The organism is Stieleria tagensis (assembly GCF_024129865.1).
Classification (GTDB): Bacteria; Planctomycetota; Planctomycetia; order Pirellulales; family Pirellulaceae; genus Stieleria; species Stieleria tagensis.
Map to the genome: position 1 here is coordinate 1 of NZ_JAMYFE010000007.1, position 23,266 is coordinate 23,266.

Genomic DNA, 23,266 nt, shown 5'->3' on the forward strand with positions numbered 1-23,266 from the left:
GCGTCAGCGAGGGATCCCATCAACCGGCTAAATCCCTCGCTGACGCGTCGGGTTGCGTTTAACAGCCTTTTCAAACTCAAATGACTCGGCAAATGGCCGCATCGATCTCTTTACTCTCCCTCGGGCGAGTGAATCGCAAAAGCGCTGGCTTCAACAGTTCTCAAGTCGGTTGGGGAAAAATCGATGCCAACCACTCACTCAACTGGATGCGCCTCGGCCACCACTTCGTGTCCATCTACCGGTGGCGGATCTGCCGGTTGTTCCTCATTTCCTAACAAGATTCGAAAGGCGCGCGGGTAGAAATCCTTGCCAAAACTGAGCTCGCCGCCTTGGTGACCGACCGCTCCGACCATTCCCGCCAAGGCGAGTAGTCCGATCTTCCAAACCCGATCCAGCCGATCACTACGACCACGCAATCCGATCAATGCAATCACCGCCAAAACGACCGAGGTGCCGGCAACGATGACGCCACTCCAGCGATGCCAAAACAACTCACTATCGAAGTCCACCTTGGACCATGAACCGTATCCTTGATCGGCCGCAAATGCCCAACCCATCATCGTGGACGCCAAGGCCGTGGGCGCGCCGATCAATAGACAAGCCAAGGGGACTTGTTTTCCAAGTGCCGGCCATTTCCAACCGAGCACAACAAAAACGGCTCCCAACAAAAACAAGGCGATGGGAAAATGGACGGTGGCAGGATGAAAGAAACCTTGAAAGGTCCAAACCCGCTGTAGCAACGTCTTGGGTTCCGGGGGAACCTCTTGAGGGACGGCCAAGTCAGCATGATCGCCCGCATCAAACTGGGTCCCTTCGGGCCAACTGGCCCCCTCTTCAATCCAGACCCGCACCAGCGCCAATTCCGCCGGGGTCAACGGTCCGCCATGCGACGGGGGCGGCATCAAAAAATCGGGATCCTCCGACAGCAGGTATTCAACGAACAACGTGCTCGATTCGATGTCCTCGGGTTCGACATAGGAAAACACCGCATCCGGATCGTCGATCCGAAAATCATTTTTGGCTTCCTGTTCGTTATGGCATTCCAAACAATGCACGCGGAAGATCGGCACGATGTCACGTTGAAAATCGACCAGATGGCCTTCGTCATCGACCGCCCGACGTTCTTGCGCGCTGTCTTGGCCGGTGGCTTGACCGACGCTAAACGTCCCAACCGCCACGACAGCAGCCAGAATCCATACCGTTTGAAAACGCATCAGAATCGTCATCGCGTTTAATACTCCATAGACCCACACAGACATTCGGTTGGCGAACGTGCCGGTGGTATGATAGGTGGGACCGGTGAACCGGTGTGCGGGGAGGGATCAGTATGACATAGGTTGCGACGACTTCCAATCGCCGCTGTCAAACGTTCAATCCGTTGAAGGCGCCGCCAATGCCCAGCGTCTGAATTTCTTTTTTGACCGACGTCTTATCGGGAGTCTCCAAAGTCTCAACAACCTCGTCGGCTAACAGTTGAGCAAACGCCGCTTTGGCTTCGAGTTTCAACTGCTGCAGCATGGCCGGTTGAACTTTGATACCGGTCCGTTTTTCAACCGCCGCCGACAATTCTTCCAGATTTGCTTTGGGATCGACCGTGCTCAGCCACAGGATCGAATACAGCGGGCGATTGATGTCGTTGTGCTCGGCGCGTTCGAGCGCCCGCCAGGCTCTCTCGAGCAAACAGTCACGCCATTTCAGCAGCCAACCCTTGGACTCCAACGCGACCTTGGTCGCGAGGTCTTTTTCGGCGTCAAAGGTCCCCAGTTCTGTCAGTCTGGCTTTAGAACAGGACCGCACCGCTTTGGCCAGGAAGTCTCGCAATCGACCTTTGCTGTGCTCGCCGAATCCGGCGGACACCAAATGCGTCAGCAAAATCTTCAATGCCTGGTCCGCTTCGGTATTGGACCCCATCACTTCGACCAGCTGTTTCCGCATCGGCGGCAAGTACCGCAAGACAAAGCCGGCAGCACTTTCAGCTTCCGTCCAAGAATGTGACGATCGAACCAGATTGACCGACGATCGTGTCGCGGCCTGGGATGAAATCTGCGTAGACATGATTCCTAGTATAACCTTCGCTTCCCGTAATCAAAGTCCTCTGCGAGAATATCCCCCCTACCCTGTGGTGGCGAGCGATTTCTTGGCTCCCCCGCCTCGGCCCACACCTTGCCACCGACCGCTCATCGCCACATCCTTTTGCTGGCCGCCGGTGGCAACCGCTCGTTCAATTTGCCTTTTCCTGCGCCTTCCACTCCGCGTTTTCTGGAAATTGTCGTGCCTCGTACTCCTGTCAACGAACTAATTGACGGTCAAGCATTGGAGCAGTCGTTCCGTTTGGCCGACAAGCAAATCCGCGTCAATCGACAAGGCGGCAAATACCTACTGCTGAAGCTATCCGATCGAGCCGGCTCGATCGTTGCCATGATGTGGAACGCCGACGATTCGGACTACGAAAAAATTGACCGTGGTGGTTATGTCCACTGCATCGGGCGAACCCAAGTCCACCAGGGTTCGTTGCAGATCATTTTGACGGCGATCGACCCGCTGTCCGACGGCGAAGTCGACCCTGCCGATTTTGACCAGTTTGATGCCTCCGCAGCAGACGCCTCACTGGAACAACTTCGCCAATTGCTCGGCTCGCTTCGCAACACACACCTGCGAGGACTGGGCGAGATCTTTTTGGCCGACACGGACTTTGTCAACAAACTGCGTCTGGCAACCGCCGCAGTGTCCAACCACCACGCCTACCCCGGCGGACTGCTCCGACACACCGTCGACTTGATGCAGATCTGTGCCTTCATCGGCCCGCGCTACCCACGTCTGGACACCGACCTGCTAATGTTCGGCGCGTTCTTGCATGACCTGGGCAAGATGGAGGAAATATCCGGCAGCGGCGAACTGAGCTACACCGACCGTGGTCAACTGGTTGGACACATTGTCATCGGCGTGCAAATGCTAGGCGATGCGATTGCCAAATTCAAAGATCATTTTGAATTGGATTTCCCCGCCGACCTGCGAACCCAACTGGAACACCTGATCGTCTCGCACCACGGACAACTGGAATATGGCAGCCCCCGTCTGCCATCGACGCTGGAAGCGATCACACTGCACCACATCGATAACTTGGATGCAAAAATCACTTCGTTCACCAGTCTGATCGAAGCCGATTTGACCAACAACGAAAACTGGACCAACTACCATCCCTCGATCGGCCGCAAGCTTTGGAAAAAGCAATAGTCGCATGAACCACACGCTCCCCCCTGCCGTTGTCCTACTCTCCGGCGGACTCGACAGCGCCACCTGTCTGGCGCTTGCACGCGACCAGGGCTTTGCCACTCACGCGATCAGTTTTCGTTATGGACAGCGGCACGAGTACGAACTGGATCGCGCGGTCGATTTAGCCCAACACTTCCAAGTCGCATCGCATCGGATCGTCGACATCAATTTGTCCCAGTTCGGCGGATCGGCGCTGACGGATGATTCATTGGTAGTCCCCAAGTCCGACTCGGCGGATCAAATCGGTGATACGGTACCGATCACCTACGTGCCGGCACGCAACACCGTGTTTCTATCACTCGCTCTTGCGCTTGCCGAAACGATCGACTCAGTCGACATCTTCATCGGCGTCAACGCACTGGACTACAGCGGCTATCCCGATTGTCGTCCGGATTACATCGATGCCTTTCAAACCATGGCGAATCTGGCCACACGCAACGGAACCAGCGGTCGAAAACTGACGATCCACACGCCCCTGATTAATTTGACGAAAGCTCAGATCATCCGCACCGGCCTGGCACTGGGCGTCGACTATTCGATGACGCTCTCCTGTTACGATCCTGGCCCAGGTGGCCGACCGTGCGACCATTGCGACGCCTGCCTGCTACGCAACAAAGGCTTCCGCGAAAATGGACTCCAGGACACTCAGCGGCCAAGCGGCGACAGCGTCTAGTGATGCAGTCACAGCAGCAATCAATCCTCAAATGTCTTGGGCTCGAGGGCGGGAATCGATTGCCAAGCTGCTGCGACGGGCCAAGGGCGGTCACCGAAGTGCAGCGTCTGAATCGATTGCATCGGCACAACACAGTGTCCCAACACCTCGCTGTCGCCTTGGAATTGATCGCCATCGATTGACGCGAGCTGGAAACCGACTCGCGCGCCCTGCCGCGTCTGAACCGCAAAACGTGATGCCGGCGTCCGCTGGCCGGTTTGATCTATCCAAACGATGCGGGCGATGTCCTCACGCGCGATCTGCCTGGTGATCTCACGGACTTCGATGCGTGCCCGGGTCCGATCCATCGAAACCAGTTGTCCGCGCAATAGATCGCCAGCCGGTGACACCAGCACATGCGTCGGCGGCTGATTCTTCAACCGGCGCGGAACGGTCAAGACGGATTCCAAACTGGTTTGACCCGCCGACGCGGAACGTTGCAACCGTACACCGACAACCTGTTGCGTTGGGACCGTGACCGGCCCGGCCCAAGTCTGGATCAGTTTGACCCCCTCGCGATCGATCGCTGCCAACTCACCAGGCACCACGTCTCCGTCGATCAATTGCACACTGGGAATCAATTCTGCCTCAGCCTGGCCGCCCGCACTGACCCTGGCAAACTCGACCCGCACGCCTTGTTGGGCGACGATCGGCAACGGATTTGTCGCCACGTTTGGCCGCCAGGCAAAGGGCACCGCTTCAGCGGGCGAATTGACCAGACGACCACGTAGCTGAATCCCATCGGCAATTAACTCGGCGGCAGCAACGGGATCGTCTTCATCGCCAACGCCAGCGACGTCCCCTGCCGCAACCAACCGTCTGATGCGACTCGATTCGACTTCATAGCGGACGTTTGCATGGCCTTGAACCAACAGCGCGCCGCTGGCGGATTGCCCGACCAACTTGCCGACGACACGACAGCCATCCTGTAGCGTCAGTTCGCAAGTGTCGTTGAGTTCCGGCGTGGTTTGGCGGCCATATTCCATTCGCAACAATTGCTGCTGATCGATCGCCTGACCGTCAGGTAAAGAGTGACCGGCAATTAAAAATTGACCGTCGCGCCATTGGTCTGCCACACCGCCCAGCAATGTTTCGTCACGCAGCAAACTAAACCTCTCCGGCAGACGCCGCGACACGGGATCAATGCCGTCCCAACGCATCAAATCCAGTCGCTTGACGACCACCGGATCACCTCGATTCTCCAACAAAATCGACCGGCGTTTGATCGGCATGTCATCGCGCAGCCCCACCCTGCCCTGCAGCTGTCCTGACTCATAGGCGGACAACACGCCATTGGTTTGGTCGCAGTACAAGTCAACGTCCAATACTCCACTGGGCCGCAGGGATCGGAACACCGCCGAATCGGATACCGACGCGTTGCTACGAACGATCGAAAGATCCTGTCCGAACCACTCCATCCGCGTCACAAATCGTTCCGACGGCAATCGTGAGAGTGAACCACCACGGCGATCAACACGCCCGTCCGGACCGCCCTGCCCTGCCCTGCCCCGACGCAGATCCGTGAGCGACCATTCCAAATCGACCAGCCCCTCGGATTCGATTTGTAGGTGAAGGTGAAATCGATCAGGCAACTGTAGCTCGCCAACAGTGATTGCTGCACCACGGTCGGCGACCAACTGGCCATCGACAAAGGTCCATCCGGCGCCCGTTTGCCAACGGGTTGCGGTATGAGCAAGCGCCAAAATCTGCTGCGGTACCAGATCCGCTGCCGTCACACTGACCAAACGCTGGGGATCAAATTCCACTCGCCCTAAATCACGGGTCTCAACGACACACGTGTTATCGTCCCACGACTGAATCTGTCCGATCAATCGCGTCCGATCGGTCAGTAGCAACGCCAACGAACGGAACGTCGCATCCGCCTGATCCCCACGGGTTTGATCGTCATCGGCATGTGGCACCACAGCGTCTAACACCATCGCCAGCGGGACTTCCATCGGCTGTGAAAACAGATCGTTCACCAACCGCACATGCTGCGGCCGGTCCGATCCGGCCAGTCGCCCATGGACAACACTGCCGTCGAGGAATGTGAATCGCAGCGGTGACGATTCCGCTGCAGCGGAGGGACAGCGCAAACCGGCAACCACGATCAATAGCACCATCGGCGAGACTTGCCGCATCCGCTGGATCAGAGACTGAATCATTCTAGCGCTCATAGATCGGCAAGAAACGAAAGTTCACCGCCAAGGCCAGCAACGTCATCGACGTGCTATTGGTCACCCCCAAGTCACCTTTGAAACTGCCATCATCCTGCTGTTCGCGTTTCAACACACGAATCAATCGTTCGTTCCATTGCTTCCATACTTCCACGTCGGATTGAAACAGCGCCTGGGCTTGATAGTAGCGTGCGTATTCGGGCCAGTTCGGATCAGCGTCTTGATTGGCGACGATGTAGCGCGTCGTCTGATCGTAGGCGTCCAGGTCTTTCCGACGAGCAATCGCGAGCACCAAGTTGACGATGCTGCTGCGAGCGATCGACTGGCCGCCGCCATCGGTCGCACCGGTGTATCCGACCGTGCCGTCGGATGCCGTCATCTCGATAAAATAGGCGATGGCTCGGTCAACGGCTTCGTCCGGCACTTCAATCCCGGCGTTGCGAGCCGCCAACAGCCCCATCATCACTGCGCCAGATACCGACGTGTCGGCATCACTTGCATTGGGGGCGTAACGCCAACCGCCCTTGCGGTTTTGTTGCTGTGACGTCAGCGCCGATCGCACCGCCAACTCGACCGCGGCGCCCAAACTGCGCTGCGAATTGGAGCGCGCGCCCGTGAACAAGTCCGTATCGTCGACGCTGCCATACGCTTCACACAATGCCAGCGTGGCGAATCCGTGATGATACATACTGGGGCCCATGTATCCGGTCACCGACGATTGGCTGCCGATGATGTGCCGCAAACCTTTGCGAATGACTTCGCGGTGCGGTCCAAAATTCGGGTCCTCTCCGGACGCCAGAAAGGCGAGTACGGCCATACCGGTCGTCCCCGGCCCGACGCTTTCGCCGGCCGGCCATGTCCCCCGGGCATCCTGGGTACGAGCCAGGAATTCCAGCCCCTTTGCGTAAACCTGTTGGGCATCACGCGATACCATTTCGCCGATCGTGGGTGACTGTGCATGCAAACGATGCGGCGGGCCGCCGAACCACAGCCACACCAGCAGAAACAGCGGGAAACGCCAGATCATCGCTGCCCTCCGGTCGCTGGCTGACGCGGTTGTTTCAAACGCTGCTCGAGTTGTTGAAAATAGCGATCAAGTCCCTCACGCCACTGCTCCGGCACTTGGCCGCGATCACGCCCCACCGACAGTTCGGTCTCGGAAACTCTCTCCCCCGCCAACTCGTTCAATCCACGGCCGATCAGCAAAGCCGCGACCTGATCGGTCTCACCGCCACTACTGCTTTGGGCGCCACCGCCGGAATCGCTGCCACTGGCCGGATTGACCTTACTGCTGCGCAGCAACAACTCGATGGCTTCGGTCTGGGCAGCGATCACAGGGGGCCCCGTGTCCGGCGCGATCAACAACGTCTTGGCATCATCCATCGCGGATACCGCCGCCTGCAACACTTCCAGTTCGCCAGCAAAATCCAGCAGTGCACCGGGCAGTGCGTTTACATCTTCCACAACAACTTCTAGACGATCGCGAATCAACGTCTGCTGATCACCCAATCGCAGTGCCGCCGTGCTGTATTGTTCTTGCTGCATTGCGCCGCGACCTTGATCGACCACCCGTGTTTGTTCGCGTAGGTTGACCTCTGATTCCAACACCCGCAAGACATCCAAGACCACCGTCGGTGGCAATGACTTGCTGCTCTTTGGCCCCTGCTCTGCTTCGCCGGAACCTGGATCGATTAAATCATCCGCCCAGCGGTCCATGGTGTCTGCCCAGAATTCGGCAATCGCAATGGAGGTCCCCGGCCGGGCGGCCAGACGCTCGCGCCAATCACTCAACCGATCCAGCACTTCGGAGTGTTGGATTTCATTCAGGACCGCAGCAAAATGAGGCAGATTGCGACGTTCGCACAACGCTTCCAAATCATCCAAGACCGAACGCATTCGGCGCGACGATTCCGCCACGTCGTCCAACGATAGATTGACCGATGCGGTGTTGGATAATGGCGGCTGACCGAACGTTTGGCCGATCCCCGCGCCCAATTGCATTGCCACACGATCCTGAAGCCGACTGATCGACTTCAAACGTTTGACCAATGTGCTGCCCTCCATCTTGCCCAACAATTCACTCAGTTGCTCAGCAACCGCATCAAACTCTGCCACCAAATCCGTCTGCTCGTCGATCGCGGTCTGCAACGGATCATCGTCCTGGTCCTCGTCGGATTGGCTGGCGCGGTTGGAGGTGTCGACAACCGTCGTTCCGGCCAACCCCAATCGCTCGGACTCCGACGACGAATCGTCTTTTTGCTTTGACGTCGAAGGATCGGAAGGGTCGCCAGCTGCGCTGCCCATCGATGTCTCTTGATCGATGACTTCGGCAAACTCTGATTCCTCTTGCTCGGCGGCGGCAGCTTGTTTCAATCGCTCTGCCAGTTGCGGCATTCGATCCTGTGCCATTCCCTGCAGTGTTGCCAATGTCTCCGCCAATGTCTCCACATACTCGGTCGCCACGGCATCGTTGCGAGCAGCCTGGCGCAACAGGTTTTCACCCTCCTTGGCAAGCGTCTGTAACTGACGCCCGTTGAACGCTTCGGCCTCGGATTGCTGTGCGACTGCCTGACGCCAGGCAGCGTCGCGTTGCTCGGCAGCAACTTGGCTGAGTTCACGGTTTCGTTGAAACAAATTCAGTTCTTGATCGCGGACGTCCATTGCGGATTGTCGCCAGCGGTCAAATTGTCCGGCGATCCAAACGGCATGCTCGTCGGTCGACAGAACGTTCAAGACGATCGGATCGCTGTAGCGACGTTCACGATCCGGAAAATCGTCTTCGACCCAAAAACGCAATTGGACCTCACCCGACAGGGCGCCCACCGCAGACGGTTGAAAGACGGCTGCGATGGCACCCTGCACGTCGGTCACACCACCGGCCAACACTTGCTCGTTTGTTTGGTCTGCCTCCGTCCACTGCATCCCAACACGGCGGACCGCAAAATCGTCTTCGGCCAACACGCGGAAATTCAATTGCTGGCGATTCAGCAAGTGAGAGGGGATTTCATCGGATTCGACGAACAACGTGGGGCCTCGATCGAGGAATCGGTGAACCACGATCTCCGTCTCCGCCGCGGCCTGCAACCCGTCTTGATCCATCCAATCCAGTCGTACGGTCTGGTCGGTTGGTTCGTCACGACTCGGGATCGACACCGAAAACTGGTTTTCCGCGACCGCCAAAGGATCTCCATCGACCGAAGCCGATTGCAGCGACGTCGACGCGTTCACATGCAACTTGATCGTGCTGCCCCGCACCACTTCGATCTGACCGCCGGTCAACTGTTGACCGATCGCATTGTCCGTTTCCCCCGACGCATCAGCCTCATTCAATCGACCAGATCGATGCTGCAGATAGTCAGGCAAAATCACCTCGACACGCACATCGGTCAGCTCCGGGCGCATCTTAGGGATGACCCGCAGACGATCGATGGCGTCGCCGACCTGGACCACCGCATCGACCGGTTCGATCAACCGCGGCAGGATCAATGGATAACCGCCTTCGGCATCGTATCGACCCCGTATTCGTTGGCCTCCCATGGTCATCGTCGCCTGCCCAGGCACCACGGAACTGTCGGCCGTCAAAGCGACCTGCCAAGGTGATTCTTCATCGTGGGGGACCACTAATGTCTCGGGTAGCTTCGCCAAGGAAACAAAGGTGAAACGTGGAACCGGGTACAACGGAAACAACAATCGAGTTGTTGTTTGCATCACCAAACCGGGCGCCAAGATCAGCGTCGCGGCCAAGGCGACCGACAACACAATCGCCACACGCGCCGCCAGCTTTGAACGCGAGACCGGTAACGCGTCGTGCAAGTTCTGCTGCGACACGTCGACGCTGACTTGTTCGAGCGCGGCGACACACAGCGAGGTCGACCGCGCTTGCTCGGTTCGGCTATCCGCGAGTTCTAACGCACCGACCAAATGATCCCCCAACATCGGCATTCGATTTCGAATCAGCTCCGCAATCTGCAACAGCGTTCGACTCTGCAGGGCCGTCTGCATTAACCGAATCACCGCCAAGACAACCGTCAATCCGATCATCAACCACAAAGCGGCGCGAATCAACTGCGGCGTTTCCATGGCGCGATCGAGAACCAGCAAGATCCAAAACGCCATCAATCCAGCGGCTGCCACCCATTTCCCCATGTCGCCGGCCATCCGAATCAACAGCGCACGTCGGAACCCAGCCAACTTGTTCACCAAGCCGGTTGGAATCGCCAGTCGCTGTTGTCGCCGGTCACTGATCACTAAATGGCTCCTGCCCATTTTCGTCCCATCCAAAACAATGCTAACCCACCCAGCATAGCCAACAGGACCGCCGGATGATTCCACCACTGGATACGACGCAGATCGGAATCGGGCGGCGGCAATTGGTTCAATCGCTGCACCAGGCTCGCAATCTCGGTTGCGCCATAAATCTGGCCGTGGCCGACGCGTGCAATTTCACGCATCACATCCAAACGTGCCGGCCCTCCGACCTGTTCACGCCCCCTGCCCTGCACCACCAACCGCGCGTCAATCGTTGATTGTTCAGAGGGATGAACCAGCGTCAACGTGTACTCACCGCTTTCAGCCAACTGGGTCTGGCCGGCATAAACGCCCCACTGCGCGTCCTGTTTGTCTAGCCACAGCGTCTGGCGTTGGCCGCTCGGTGAAACCGTTTCCACCGCCACAACGTCTGCTGTCGCCGGTTCACCGCCGCTCGTCATCACGCTGGCGCGAAAGGAAATCGTTTCATTGGGCTGTGGCTGTTCGGGTCGATACGACAAACGCATCGTCTGGCCCACCGCCATGTTCCGCTGGTACGCCATCCAGCGAATGACCTGGCCCCAAAATCGATAGTGGTATTTGTCTTCGACACCCAGTCGCCACCGCCACGCCGAATCGGTCCCCATGAACAACACTTTGCCCGCGCCGGCGGTCCCGGTCACCAATAACGGCAGACGACCATAGGAATTACTGGTTTGTCCGTGCACGGCCAAGACGTCGCTGCCCGCCTTGGCACGGGTGACCGCCGCATGCCAATAGAACCCAGGCAATGATTTCCAGACGCTCCAGTTGGTGTCCGCCGTCTCGGTCAACTCTGTCAAAAGGCTCCGCCGCCCCATCGCCGATAACGTTAACGTCCCCGGAGTGGGCCCACCAATACCGGCCGGCTGATTGCGATCCATTTCGACCGGAAATAAATCGGCCAATTCTGTATCCAACAGCGAGTTTTGGTTTCCACTGCGTCCCGGCATCAAAACCAAACCTGCGGCCTGTTGCCGAACCAAACCACGGATCTGCTGACATTGTTCCAAGGTCAACTGTTTCGCACCCACACCAACGTCGCCTAAAAAGATCACGTCATAGGATGCTAACTCCGCCGCATCACTGGGTAGCGCCGACAAGTAATCTGGACCACCACCGCCAACTTTTTCTAAATCAGGTTGAAACAGCAAGCAAGACACTTCGATCCCTGGATCACGCAACAGGGCGTTGCGCAGATAGCGGTACTCCCATCGAGGCACGCTTTCAACGATCAACACCCGCAGCTGTTCATTGCGGATTTCAATCTGTTTCGTCAGTCGATTATTTTCTGCGTTGGCTTCTGCAATCCCGCCCGTCTGCACGACCGGCACATCGATCGTCAATTGAAATGGGCCGGCAACATCCGACTGCCAAGTGAACGTTCCGTCATATCGCCCTCCCGCGGCGACTTGAATCGTTTGCTGTTCCACCGTCGACAGACTGGCGTTCGCATCGGAAACCTGCAACGAAACGGTCAACTCATTGGGTTGTGAATACCAATTGCGAACGGTGAAGGGGATGCGAACCGGTTTGGCGACCACTCCAAAGGTCGGCACATCCGCCGAAACCAACTCGACATCTGGCAAACGCTGTTCACTGCCGATACCAATCGTCGACACCCCGGCCGGCACCGCTGCCGAAGTTGACACCGTTGCAGCCGCCCCGATTGGTGATCCACCCTGGTTCCAATCACCATCGGAAACCAACACGATCGATGCAACCGATTGAAATTGCTCCGCCACCCGATCGATTGCGCCGGCCAAATCCGTTTGCATTGCGTTTTCGACCGCGAAGGGTTCCACGACGCGTTGAAACCGGTCCCCCAGTTGCTGCCATGCCAAATCGTTGCTGACCCGATCCGCTGCCGCAGCGCGCGTCTGATAGGCGGTTTCGAATTTGGCATCCAGCGTCTGCATGCTGTTGGATTGATCGACCAACACGACCACGGCGGACGTTTGATCCGATTCAACTTGATAAACCGACTCGGGCTGCCACAACAACAACACCGCGGCGGCGACCAACAGCACCCGCAATCCTTCGACCCATCCTGTTCGCCAACGCCGACCACCGCGCTGCCACGCGGAAACTGCCAGACCAACGACAACGGCGATCGCCAAAAGACTGAAGATCCACATCACGCCGGACTCCGGTTGCGACGCGGAAACGACAACCAAGCTTCCGACAGCATGCCCAGGATCAGCAACACCCAAACGGCACCCCAAATCTCTCGGACGAAACCCGTCGTCGCGTTTTGGTCTGGCCCAGCGTTGATGATTTCATTCCATTTCAACCCAGGCACCAATTCGCGCCGCTGATCAGCCGTCAAGAATTCAGTCAGTGACTCTTCCATCGGTGAATTGATCGCCAACAACTCCGGTGTGCCAGACCCATCGTCGGCCAATTGGTAGACGCCGGCGTGAAAGCCTCGCTCAAGTGTGATGTTCAAATCATTGGCATCACCGAGCAAGATCTGTGGATCGGCCGCCACGTCAGACTGAAATGCGACGGTTGCCTGCAGGCCCGCGATCGCATCCGAATTTGCTGCGTCTGCACGTTCCGTTTCAAGCACCTGGGACAACAACCCGTACAGCGCCAATCCATCTTTCACAAACAGACTGTTGGGATTGCTGACGTCGGTGCCGCAGAACCAAGCCGTCCCAGTGCCAACACGCATCTTGCCGATCAAGACGTCTTGACCGCCGACCTCCGCTAGTTTGACCAGCTCTCCTTCGACGGCGCAGTAGCGCTGAATCGGAAACTCAAGTTGATCCAGCGATGCCGTTTGAACGTTGTCGTCCACCCAGGCTCCCCAGCCGACGCCTTCAAACGTCGTCTCGGCGATCAATTGCTGGGGCGGAAAAAACACCACTTGTCCGCCGCCGTCCAGATACGACTTGATTGATTCCGATTCACGGCCGGCCGGAAGCGGGCCCTGCCACAATAAACAATCGCCGAACAGTTGTGTTTGCGACTCGGCAAGGTTGGCTGGTTCTGAGACCAATGTTCCAAAAACTTCCCCGGCCACCTCCAGTGCATCACAGCGGGTTTCGGTCAACAAACTCAACTGCGGACGGACCTCGGTCGGTGCGACAAAGTAGGAAATGTCGTCGGCCGTATTCACGTCGGCTGCGATCGCGACCTTGCCGAAAACCAGATCGGATTCTTGGCCGACATCGATTCGATAGTCGGCCAGTTCACCGACCCCATCCGCCACGGCGATATCAACCGTCGTGGTCACCGCGCCCACGGTGACTCGAACCGGCACCACGACCGCGGTCGGATCGTCACGCTCCAACGTGATTGAAATCAAGACCGCCCTGCCCTGCCCCGCTCGGCTCCAGCGGACACGGTCGACTTGAACCGATGTATTGATTTGATCGTCGGGGTGAAAACTCAGTTGATGAACCGAGACAGCGTCTCCCAGGCCCGCGGCCTCCATTGCAACCTGTTGCCAACGCTGCGATTGGGGTTGCCAATCGCCGGTCTGGCCGTCACTGCAAATCCAAATGTCTGCCGGTCCACGATCCTGGTCTTGCAAGTAGCGAACCGCGGTCTGAAACATTTCCGCGATGTCGGCTCGAGCGGCGCTCGGGCTGCACACCGGCGCCGCCGGCAATGAATTCAGATCGTCGATCGGGATCGGCCGCTGACCGACGCTTTCAATCAAGATGATTTTGTCAGTGCCCAACGTCTGGATTGTCTGCTGGACACCCTGGAGCGCGACTTCCATCCGAGTCTGGTTGGCAGCGACCCGTCGCTGCATGCTGGGCGAACGATCCAACAAAACGATCGACGTGGCTCCCTGGCCGATTCGACTGGCGGCGACTCCGAATGCACCGCTGGACAACGGCCGCGCCAATGCGAACACCAATGCAGCAACGACCAACATACGGGTGGCCAAAATCAACCAGCGTCGCAACTTGGCCGGTCCCCTGCGCGAACCGGCAGCACGATGCAGAAACATCATCGCCGCCCATGGCATCGTGGGGTGTCGCCGCCGATGAATCAGATGAATCACAATCGGGATCAACACCAGCGGCAAGAACCACAGCGCTGCGGAACGCAAAAAACTCATGGCGAGGTGTCTCTGCGACGAACCAACAACCGCATCAACACGTCTTCGATCGGCTGGTCCAACATCACGCGATGGTAATCGACCGCCGTCTCGCGGCTGATCGTCTCGATTTCATCAATAAATTCACGCACGGCCGTCTCGTACCCGGCGGCGATTTCGTCCGGATCAACCAACAGCGATTCGTCACTTTCCAAGTCTTGCAATCGAACTGGTCGATCCCAATCCGGTCGCAGTTCGCGCGGATCCATCAGGTGCAACAATGCCAAATCATGTTTCCGAAACGCCAAGTGCTCCAATCCGCTACGCAGCGAAGCCGGCTGGAATAGCAGATCGGAAATCACGACCACCATCGCCCGCTCACGAATCGTCTCTGCCATTTCGTGCAGCGTCGTTTCGATCGTCGTCGGCCCGTCGGCCGTGATTGACTGCAGTTCGTTGAACAACACGGTCACTTGGCCGGCGATCCGTCGCGGCGGGATGAAACGACCCGCCGATTCCCCAGCCGCCACCAGTCCGACGGCGTCGCCCTGCCCGATCGCCAAGTACGCCAGCATGGCGACGATTTGTCGGGCGACGTGCAGTTTCTGACCGAATCCCATCGAACCACTCGCATCGACCACGAACACCAATCGCAAATTGGTATCTGCCTCAAACTCTTTCACATAGAAACGATCACTACGACCATAGGCACGCCAATCCAATCGCCGCAGATCATCGCCGGGTTGGTAACGTCGGTACTGGGCGAATTCGACACTGGATCCACGGTGAGGACTTTGATGGCGGCCCGAAACCGTTCCTAACATCGGTCCGCGAGCCGACAACGGGATCGTCGCTAAACGCTCGGCCAACACCGGATCAAAAAACTCCCGTCCTGGGTCGACATCTGGCAATTTAGAATCCATCAATCAGAAACGATCTCGGCGGGAACAGCCTGACCAAACGGCGTGTGGATGCGAACGGCAAACGGTCCATTCTGCCCTCCAGGCGGGTCGGCCACAGAGGGCCGCAGAGGGTTCGGCGAGCAGGCTCGCCAGGACGACGCATCATACACCGTGCCACAGCAAACTTTTAGGGTTGGCCACGAAAAAGTGGGGCAGGAACTACAGCAGCCGCGCCACAATCTCACGCGCCGAGACCCGCTCGGACTGGGCCGCAAAGGTTAGCACCAAACGATGGGACAACACCGACGGGGCAACCGCAATGATGTCTTCCATCCGCACCATGTAGCTGCCATAGAGCGCGGCCCGACTTTTGGCCCCTAGAATCAGACTTTGCACCGCCCGGGGACCGGCGCCCCAAGCCACCAACGGTACCAGCCAATCGGGCGCGGTCCCACCGTCAGGTCGTGTTTGTCGCACCAGTTTGGCGGCAAACTCGTACAAGTGATCGGGGACAGGCACACGACGCACCACTTCCTGGTGCGCCAGGATCTCGTCGACCGACAACAGGGAATCCAGGACTGGCTGCGCCGCGCCGGTGGTCAACTGCGCGATCTTGATCTCCTCCGCTTCGCTGGGATACCCCAGTTCAATCAGCGACATAAACCGATCCAGCTGAGCTTCGGGCAGCGGATAGGTGCCCTCTTGTTCGACAGGGTTTTGGGTCGCCAACACCATGAACGGCGACGGCAATGCAAACTCCTTGCCCAGCACCGTGACATTGCCTTCCTGCATCGCTTCCAACAACGCTGCCTGCGTCTTCGGTGGCGCTCGATTGATCTCGTCGGCCAGCACCACGTTGGCGAACACCGGCCCACGAACGAAATGGAATTCGCGACGCCCCTCCGGAGTGTCCTGCAAAATGTCCGTGCCGGTGATGTCCATCGGCATCAAATCAGGCGTGAACTGCACCCGACTGAAACTCAGCGACAATGTTTCGGAAAACTTGCTGACCAACAGCGTCTTGGCTAATCCCGGCACACCCACCAGCAACGCATGGCGGCGGGCGAAAAAACAAATCGCCAATTGCTCAATGGCTTCGGATTGGCCAACAATCACACGCGCCAGTTCGGCACACAGGTCGGCATAAGCATGGTGCAAACGGTCAATCGCGGCAACATCGTCACCGCTTAAACCGTCGCGACTGGGGGCAAGTTGTTCAGACATAAAAACCAATCTTGATGAAACGCAGTTGGCTAAGAGTGTAACCCAAACCCAGACAATGTCATCGAGTGGGATCGAGTAACCAGGGTTTGATGATCTGGGCGAGCTCTCGAGAGAGGTGTTCGGTGCCCCGGTCAATCGGATGATAGGGCGTGTCGAAGGCCCATTCCGCTTTTCCCGTCAACTGGCCTGGTGAAAACGCAACCGGAAAACCATGCTGCTTCAGTGAGCTGGCGAGCTCGCGCTGCGCGTTCTCACGTGCCTTCGCGTCGACTCCTGCGATGGCCAGCGTGATCGGTGGCAGCACCAACAATGTTGCCTGCCGCTCGGAACAGGCTTGATCCAGAAGGTGCACCGCATTGCCAAATCGTTCCGAACGATTGTCGACAAAATCGAGGTGGGTCGGAAAATCAATCCCGTGCATCTGATCCTGTGTTTTCCGAGGCAACTCGCGCGCCACGCTTGGCTCTCCGGATTCGTCAAAGCTCTCCACCGTGTAGATGTCACCTGAACGAGTCCGCCGAGGCTCCGCCGGTTCGGTCTCGTCTGTCGCGGATCCACCTAGCACCGCCAGCGCAGCATTGCCGAAGCGGCGTGGCAGCGAATCGATGCGTTCCCGAACTTTGGAGAGAGTCCGACGTGAGATCCAAAACCATTTCAGTCGATCACTTAGAACTCGACCTTCTTCGATTGCGGGAAAGGACTCCTGCCAATCATAGCGATCAAAACGCGACGAATTGTTGGTGGAATTTTCGTAGTTGGACCATTCAGCCATCAGCACGACGGTGTCACCAGGCTCGATGAATCGAGTCGCTCGGTCTGCGATGACATCTGCCCCGATGGGCGCATAGGGACCTAGCTTGACCACTGGCAACCCAAGCTCATTTTCCAGCAGATAGCGATCGACGCCAAACAACACATTGCTGCCGCCGATCAAAATCACTTTCGGGGACGATACCTGTTCCGCGCGAGATTCTTGTTTCTCATAGACGGATTTTCTCCAGGCACGAATGCGTGGCTCTCGTGGACCGAGTGCAAAGGCCAACACCCAGGGTGATGAGATGGCGATCAACGCCAGCAACACGACAGCGCGTGGACGACCCGGGGACGATTCGGTTTGAGCTGGTTCAGAAATCAAAGTACAGAAACTCCGGCGCTGCGAATTGACCCAGGATCCAAACAAGCGAGGTGGCAAGCAGACAAGCAGCGTAAACACCGTCCCAAATCGATAGCTTCAACCGACTTTCGATTGCGGCGGTGTTTCTACAGCATAGCGCGATGAACAATCCCACAAGCATGTAGGGAAACGCCACCCAAGCCTCTTGACGATAACTCCAGTTAGAAACAGAGGGCGACATCATTTGTCCAAGCATCGTTAGAGACTGCTCAATCGTCGTCGATCGGAAAAAGACCCAGCCAAAATGCACCAGTAAAAGCGTGACAGCCCAGCCGACAATCGTCGGCACCCGAGTCAGTTTTGAACGCAGCAGGTGGTAGCCAGCCAGGGCAACACCGTGGATCAATCCCCACAGCACAAACGTCCAACCGGCCCCATGCCAAACCCCTCCGATCAACATGGTCAAAATCAGATTGATCGCCGTACGTGCCTTGGAACCATGTGATCCACCGATGGGGATATAGACATAGTCTTTTAGAAACCGAGAAAGCGTGACATGCCAGGTTCGCCAGAACTGGGAAATGTTGGTCGCCTGATAGGGCGAAAGAAAATTCCAAGGCAATCGGACTCCAAACACCAAACCGATACCGACTGCCATGTCCGAGTAGCCCGAAAAGTCAAAGTACAGCTGCAGCGTGTAACAGAGACTGACGATCCAGGCGTCAACGAACCCCAGCGATTCGGTATTGGCGTAACCAAGGTTGGCGAGCTTTGCAACTTCATCTGCGATCAGCACCTTTTTCGATAGTCCAATCGCAAACACATACAATCCGCGCGCGGTTGCGTCCCAACTGACCCGCACGCTCGCGAACTGCGGCATGATTTCCGAGTGATGAACGATTGGCCCGGCGATCAGTTGCGGAAAGAAACTGACGAACAACGAATAGTCGAGCAACGAGGGATGTTCCAGCACGCCGTTGCTGCGATCGATCAGAAACGTGATCTGCTGAAACGTAAAAAATGAAATTCCAAGTGGTAACATCATCGCGGCCACCGATGTTTCCCGCAGTCCAAGCATCTGTGCGATTTCAGTCGCAAACGCGAAGTACTTGAAATAGAAAAGAGCGGCAAGATTGAAGCACATGCCAAGCCACATCGCCGTCTTCGCGCTCCGATCGGAACGCCGCATCAGAGCCGACAGCAGATAGTTGACTCCGATCGAAGTCACCAGGATCCAGATGTAACCCGGCTCCCAGACACCGTAGTAAATAACCGAAGCGATCACCAAAAACGAAAGCGCCGGCCAAACCGCCTTGATCTGCGAGATCCCCAGATACAGCAAAAAGCAAATCGGGAAGAACAGATAGACGAACTCAGGTGACGAAAAAATCATTGATCATCAGCTCCGCATCGAACGTCCGGTTCCAGTGCATGGCCAATCAAACACCCTCGTGTGCAGATCGATTCTTGATAGGATTTCGTGCAACCCCACGCGTCAATCTTGAAATCGCGCTTTTGCATCAGCCGTTGTTTTTTCCTAACCCGACGCGTCACGGGCTGGTGCTTTAGTTCGTGTCGCAACTTCAAAACGCTTGAGCGAGCTTAATGCAGTCGCTGTGGCAGGAACAGCGTCGAACGTCGCGAGCTTGCTTTCAGGTCGCATTCTTCACCTAAAGCCGGGCATTGAGCGATCTCCCAAGCTGGACCGGGACTGAATTGAGTAGACGAATATTCAGTTGGAAACTGTACCGGTCCTAGCGATTGACCCGGCTGGCCGGTTTGAACTTCGCTCTCCGACGAGGTTTCAACGGGGGGGAACCCTGACCATCTCCCGAAGGAAACGATGGTGACGGTTGTGCGATTGGCTCCAAGCAGCGCGGCACCGTCAACAACGTGACTTTTGAAATCAGGCGGAACCATGCGAATGACGAACCGATCAATTTTTTGCTTCGCCGCCAGTGCCCTGCTCTGCCTCGCGCTCAGTTTCGCCGCACGACCGACCACCGCCGGGCCGCCCTGGTTGCAGCGGATCGTCCACCCGCTCGCCGGGCACGGCAAAAAACCTGCGACCTGCCAAGATAACGCCGTTGAAACCCTGGCCGAAAACATCGACTGGCTGGAACACCAGATCGATCGCTATGGAACCATCGTCGCCAAAAGTCCCGACGTCTGGGGCGAAGCTCGACTGACCAAGTACCGCCAGGAAGTGGAACAACAACTCTCCGATGAGGTCGGCCAGTTCGACGAAAACCGCTTGAGCGGCGCTTCGTTCGTCCGCGATCAAGCGCTGTTGGCAGCGGCCGTCGGCGTCGGTTCCGGCACCAATGCTCCCGACGCTACGAACCTGCTGGGAACCAGCCAGCAAACCAGTATTAGCATCGACATGCAAAACGATCCGCTGGTCGGTGGATTCGGACTCTCCAGCGATAGCACAAGCCTGTTCGCAGGTGCGCTAAAACTGGAACAGACCGCCGTCTTGGACCAGCACAAACGCTACTTGGATCATCTCTCGGAACTGCGGCGAATCAACGAAGGCGATGACACCTCGGATTCGCCCGGCTACAGCATCAACTTGGTGCGATTGCCGATCTCGGTGTTACCGGGCACCTACAGCAAGCAGGGGCATGGCGCCGAAATCACCGTTTCTGCATCGATGCAACTCGGCGAAGATCTGCTGCCGTCACTCTACCGTGACCTAGTCGTCAACGACCTGATCGACCAACTCGCACTGCCGCTGACCCGATTTCTAAACAGTGACCCTCAATTTGTTTCCGAGTTGCTAGATCATTTCCAACGCTACGAACAAACCATCGGCAAACTCAATGCGCTGCTGTCCACTGGCTACCTGGTGACGGACGATCCGGAACTGATCGATTATCTGATTGCCAAGGCCAACGAAAACGGCCTGGACATCACTCGATTCGAATTCTTTCGCCTGATGCCAAACGCATTCGTGGTTCAAGGCCGCCTTGATTTCCAATCGGCCCCGCGATTCATCGACGAGTTCAATGAACTGGTGGGCTATTTCGAAAAACTAGAGCATCAAGTCGACAGCCAGAAACATGCCGGCATGGTGCAACGCCAGCCGTCTGACACGGAACTGGTGCCTGCCATGCCAATGGTCATGTCCGTATCCGATCACGCCTACAGCAATGCTAAACGCCAATTCCAACAGATCAGCGACACCTACGGATCCAAGCAACCGACCGTCGATGAATCTGAAGCACTTGACCAAGCACCCGAACGAAACGCTGCCCAGAGCCTGGAATTGCCGGTTCACCAAATCCAAGAGCTAACCGCCGGGCTGAAGAACTTCTTGGCTTCAGAAAGTGCAATCGTCAGCGACGGCAACTCGCTGACGCGGCGTTCGCAGATGCCAGTTCCGCCGACCCAGTTGATCGAAGTCTACGGGATCGAAGCACTCGGGCATCTGGCCGTTGAATCCCATCGAGCGTTCCGGCGCAATTTGCTGAATCGTGAAATCGTGCACATCACGGACATGCAATCGTTTTTGCGAGAGGAAATCCAGGCGGCCTATGAAATGTTGTCGCGACCACCGATGCAACACCTGTGGACGTCAATGGATGTCTCCGGCGACGCGCTACCCTTTTCAGATCTCGTTCGACTACGACGTGAACAGGAAATCGCCCAACGGCGCCAATGGGTGATGGATCAATTGGCGGACGACCAATCACACCGGGCTAGCGAAACGCTGGTCTGGGGCATCTATGTGCTGTCCCGATTGCTGAACGACCGGCTGATCGATGACATGCAGCAATACCAAATCGACCAGGTTTGCGGCGTTGAACCGTCGCAGTGGCTGACTTTCTATGGGCCCGATCCGTCACCGCAAGCCCGCGACGCGTTTAACGCCTATGTCACTGCTCGCTGGCCGCTCAAGATCTTTACGATCGATCCGATGGTCACCGAACAGAACATTGCCGATTCGGCATCCATCTATCGACAAATGCAATTTGCAACGGCGATCGCGGTTGCCAGTGGCGAGATCGGCGCCAACGGCGCGATGCGATTTGTCCGGCAGTTGCAGCGTGACATGGCAACCATCGATGTCAATCGAACCGTCGTCGGATTTGCACACGGCGAAGACACCTTTGGTTGGCGTTTCTACCCGCGGTTCCAAACGGCCGCCGTCCAGAATAACGCCGTCACCCTGCTACGCGATCTGGTCGTCGGCGGACCGACCGATCGCCAACTACTACGCGAACGTGAACTCGAACCCGGGATGCGAGAGTGTATCGCCGTGATCCTGGCGCCCTCCTTCATCAGTGGCGTCACACTCGATACGCGCACGAATTGGTTCCGCCTGGACAAACCCTCGCATTCGGCACTGTCGATGAAGCAAATCACCGAACTCAGCCGCGCGATCACGCAAATGCGAATCGCCGCGGAAACCTGTATCAGCCGTCCGGACCTCTATCGTGGCGGCGAAACCGATCGCATGCTACGGCGCGTCGCTCAACTCGATCGCGAATTGCCCCTGCAAACACTCAGCTGTCAAATCCCAGAATCCAATACGCTGGGCGGCTTTGAAATTTTCAGCAGTGGCACTCGTGAATTGGGCCCCGAACTGCTGGGTTGGTATGGCAGTCCCGGGTATGACCCCGACGTCGACGACCAAGTGTTCTTTCTGGTTGGCGACAACTTCAGTGTCCATGAAACGAAGCTGATCGCGGGCACCAAGGCCCCCAAGTCGCTGTCATTGCTCAGCCGACAAATCATGCAGGTCACTCTTCCCCGTGGACTGCCAGTGGTCGATGACGAACGACTGGGCATCGTCTACCAAGACCGCGACGATCAACCACAATCGGTCAACAGCTATCGCGGATTCATCGATGCACATGTGGCGACGCCGTATGGCGTCAGCGGTCATCTATTGATCCCGGTGATTCGTAAAGACCACTGTGGATGCGACACGAACCTCTGCGCCCCGGTGTTGGCCAATTCCTCCGCAACCGTGATCGTGCCGCTGAAAATCAAAGACGATGCATACGTACCGGCGGCCCCACTGATCACACCCGACGGCGGACTGGCGATCATTGATGTCGCCGCCGGTAACGGACTGACCAGCAACACCGAGACCGCGACGATCACCCTGCACCCGATGCATGCCGGCAACCAATTGCCGCCGATCGTTTTTGAAGACGTGACCTCGGTCGGCACGTCGTACTCGATCGGATTGCCGCAATTGGTTAGCGCCGTTGGCACCTCCGGAACGCTAACCAAAAGTCTGGGTGCTTACATGGCCTGGCTATGTAACGCGGTCCAGGCATCTGGCAAAGACGCCACGCCGATTTTCGAGAACGACACCGAACTGACCGTGACCGCAACCATCGCCCTCGGCGACGGCCCCACCGTCCCCGTCCAAGGTGAATCAAAGTTGTTAATCAAAACGGTGCTTCGCTAAGCATCATTGAAAGATTCACTAACAGTGCTCCCCGTAGCCCTGCCGGCCCGGGTTCAGATCGACTGAATCCTGGCGGATCCAGCTACGACACTGAT

14 protein-coding genes are annotated in these 23,266 nt (G+C 57.3%); 3 read left to right on the plus strand and 11 right to left on the minus strand.

All coding sequences use genetic code 11. From position 1 onward, the window contains the following. Window positions 1-194: 194 nt before the first annotated feature. Both NHH03_RS00230 and NHH03_RS00235 read right to left on the minus strand, forming a co-directional pair. Entirely contained in the window at window positions 195-1,259 is a 1,065-nt protein-coding gene (locus tag NHH03_RS00230; protein ID WP_253153582.1) for a c-type cytochrome domain-containing protein, read from the minus strand. Window positions 1,260-1,362: 103 nt separating this feature from the next. Continuing rightward, window positions 1,363-2,055: a hypothetical protein gene (locus NHH03_RS00235; RefSeq protein WP_253153583.1), complete on the minus strand. Its 693-nt coding sequence runs from the start codon at window positions 2,053-2,055 to the stop codon at window positions 1,363-1,365. Window positions 2,056-2,271: 216 nt separating this feature from the next. On the opposite strand from NHH03_RS00235, the gene NHH03_RS00240 reads away from it, so the two are divergent. Beyond that, the gene (locus NHH03_RS00240) at window positions 2,272-3,234 is read left to right on the plus strand and encodes a 3'-5' exoribonuclease YhaM family protein (protein ID WP_253153584.1); all 963 of its coding nucleotides are present in this window, start codon (window positions 2,272-2,274) and stop codon (window positions 3,232-3,234) included. A gap of 4 nt (window positions 3,235-3,238) precedes the next feature. Beyond that, complete coding sequence (queC, locus tag NHH03_RS00245; RefSeq protein ID WP_253153585.1) at window positions 3,239-3,946, plus strand: 7-cyano-7-deazaguanine synthase QueC; 708 nt, start codon at window positions 3,239-3,241, stop codon at window positions 3,944-3,946. Window positions 3,947-3,966: 20 nt separating this feature from the next. Here queC and NHH03_RS00250 read toward each other — a convergent pair whose 3' ends face one another. The 9 genes from NHH03_RS00250 to NHH03_RS00290 form a co-directional block, all read right to left on the minus strand. Further along, entirely contained in the window at window positions 3,967-6,150 is a 2,184-nt protein-coding gene (locus tag NHH03_RS00250; RefSeq protein WP_253153586.1) for a hypothetical protein, read from the minus strand. A gap of 1 nt (window position 6,151) precedes the next feature. Beyond that, window positions 6,152-7,189, minus strand: coding sequence for a prenyltransferase/squalene oxidase repeat-containing protein (locus NHH03_RS00255; RefSeq protein WP_253153587.1), 1,038 nt, complete (start codon window positions 7,187-7,189; stop codon window positions 6,152-6,154). Then, a complete protein-coding gene (locus NHH03_RS00260; protein ID WP_253153588.1) occupies window positions 7,186-10,428 on the minus strand; it encodes a hypothetical protein in 3,243 nt (1,080 codons plus the stop codon). The genes NHH03_RS00255 and NHH03_RS00260 overlap by 4 nt, the downstream gene beginning before the upstream one ends. Further along, window positions 10,410-12,590 (minus strand): hypothetical protein, encoded by a 2,181-nt coding sequence (locus tag NHH03_RS00265; protein WP_253153589.1) that lies wholly within the window; start codon window positions 12,588-12,590, stop codon window positions 10,410-10,412. The genes NHH03_RS00260 and NHH03_RS00265 overlap by 19 nt, the downstream gene beginning before the upstream one ends. Next, a complete protein-coding gene (locus tag NHH03_RS00270; protein ID WP_253153592.1) occupies window positions 12,587-14,527 on the minus strand; it encodes a BatA domain-containing protein in 1,941 nt (646 codons plus the stop codon). The genes NHH03_RS00265 and NHH03_RS00270 overlap by 4 nt, the downstream gene beginning before the upstream one ends. Next, the gene (locus NHH03_RS00275; RefSeq protein WP_253153594.1) at window positions 14,524-15,429 is read right to left on the minus strand and encodes a DUF58 domain-containing protein; all 906 of its coding nucleotides are present in this window, start codon (window positions 15,427-15,429) and stop codon (window positions 14,524-14,526) included. Before NHH03_RS00275 ends, NHH03_RS00270 begins: the two co-directional genes overlap by 4 nt. Before the next feature lie 198 nt (window positions 15,430-15,627). Then, a complete protein-coding gene (locus tag NHH03_RS00280) occupies window positions 15,628-16,632 on the minus strand; it encodes an AAA family ATPase (RefSeq protein ID WP_253153597.1) in 1,005 nt (334 codons plus the stop codon). Window positions 16,633-16,690: 58 nt separating this feature from the next. Further along, window positions 16,691-17,767 (minus strand): hypothetical protein, encoded by a 1,077-nt coding sequence (locus NHH03_RS00285; protein ID WP_253153598.1) that lies wholly within the window; start codon window positions 17,765-17,767, stop codon window positions 16,691-16,693. Then, complete coding sequence (locus tag NHH03_RS00290) at window positions 17,757-19,139, minus strand: MBOAT family O-acyltransferase (protein WP_253153600.1); 1,383 nt, start codon at window positions 19,137-19,139, stop codon at window positions 17,757-17,759. Before NHH03_RS00290 ends, NHH03_RS00285 begins: the two co-directional genes overlap by 11 nt. A gap of 531 nt (window positions 19,140-19,670) precedes the next feature. On the opposite strand from NHH03_RS00290, the gene NHH03_RS00295 reads away from it, so the two are divergent. After that, window positions 19,671-23,171, plus strand: a complete 3,501-nt coding sequence (locus NHH03_RS00295) for a hypothetical protein (protein ID WP_253153602.1) — start codon at window positions 19,671-19,673, stop codon at window positions 23,169-23,171. The last annotated feature ends 95 nt before the right edge of the window (window positions 23,172-23,266 follow it).

Excerpts from the sequence above, each read along its gene's own strand:
- NHH03_RS00230 (WP_253153582.1), bottom strand. The coding sequence starts at position 1,259 with ATGTCTGTGTGGGTCTATGGAGTATTAAACGCGATGACGATTCTGATG.
- NHH03_RS00235 (WP_253153583.1), bottom strand. The coding sequence starts at position 2,055 with ATGTCTACGCAGATTTCATCCCAGGCCGCGACACGATCGTCGGTCAAT.
- queC (WP_253153585.1), top strand. The coding sequence starts at position 3,239 with ATGAACCACACGCTCCCCCCTGCCGTTGTCCTACTCTCCGGCGGACTC.
- NHH03_RS00250 (WP_253153586.1), bottom strand. The coding sequence starts at position 6,150 with ATGATTCAGTCTCTGATCCAGCGGATGCGGCAAGTCTCGCCGATGGTG.
- NHH03_RS00255 (WP_253153587.1), bottom strand. The coding sequence starts at position 7,189 with ATGATCTGGCGTTTCCCGCTGTTTCTGCTGGTGTGGCTGTGGTTCGGC.
- NHH03_RS00260 (WP_253153588.1), bottom strand. The coding sequence starts at position 10,428 with ATGGGCAGGAGCCATTTAGTGATCAGTGACCGGCGACAACAGCGACTG.
- NHH03_RS00270 (WP_253153592.1), bottom strand. The coding sequence starts at position 14,527 with ATGAGTTTTTTGCGTTCCGCAGCGCTGTGGTTCTTGCCGCTGGTGTTG.
- NHH03_RS00275 (WP_253153594.1), bottom strand. The coding sequence starts at position 15,429 with ATGGATTCTAAATTGCCAGATGTCGACCCAGGACGGGAGTTTTTTGAT.
- NHH03_RS00280 (WP_253153597.1), bottom strand. The coding sequence starts at position 16,632 with ATGTCTGAACAACTTGCCCCCAGTCGCGACGGTTTAAGCGGTGACGAT.
- NHH03_RS00290 (WP_253153600.1), bottom strand. The coding sequence starts at position 19,139 with ATGATTTTTTCGTCACCTGAGTTCGTCTATCTGTTCTTCCCGATTTGC.
- NHH03_RS00295 (WP_253153602.1), top strand. The coding sequence starts at position 19,671 with ATGACGAACCGATCAATTTTTTGCTTCGCCGCCAGTGCCCTGCTCTGC.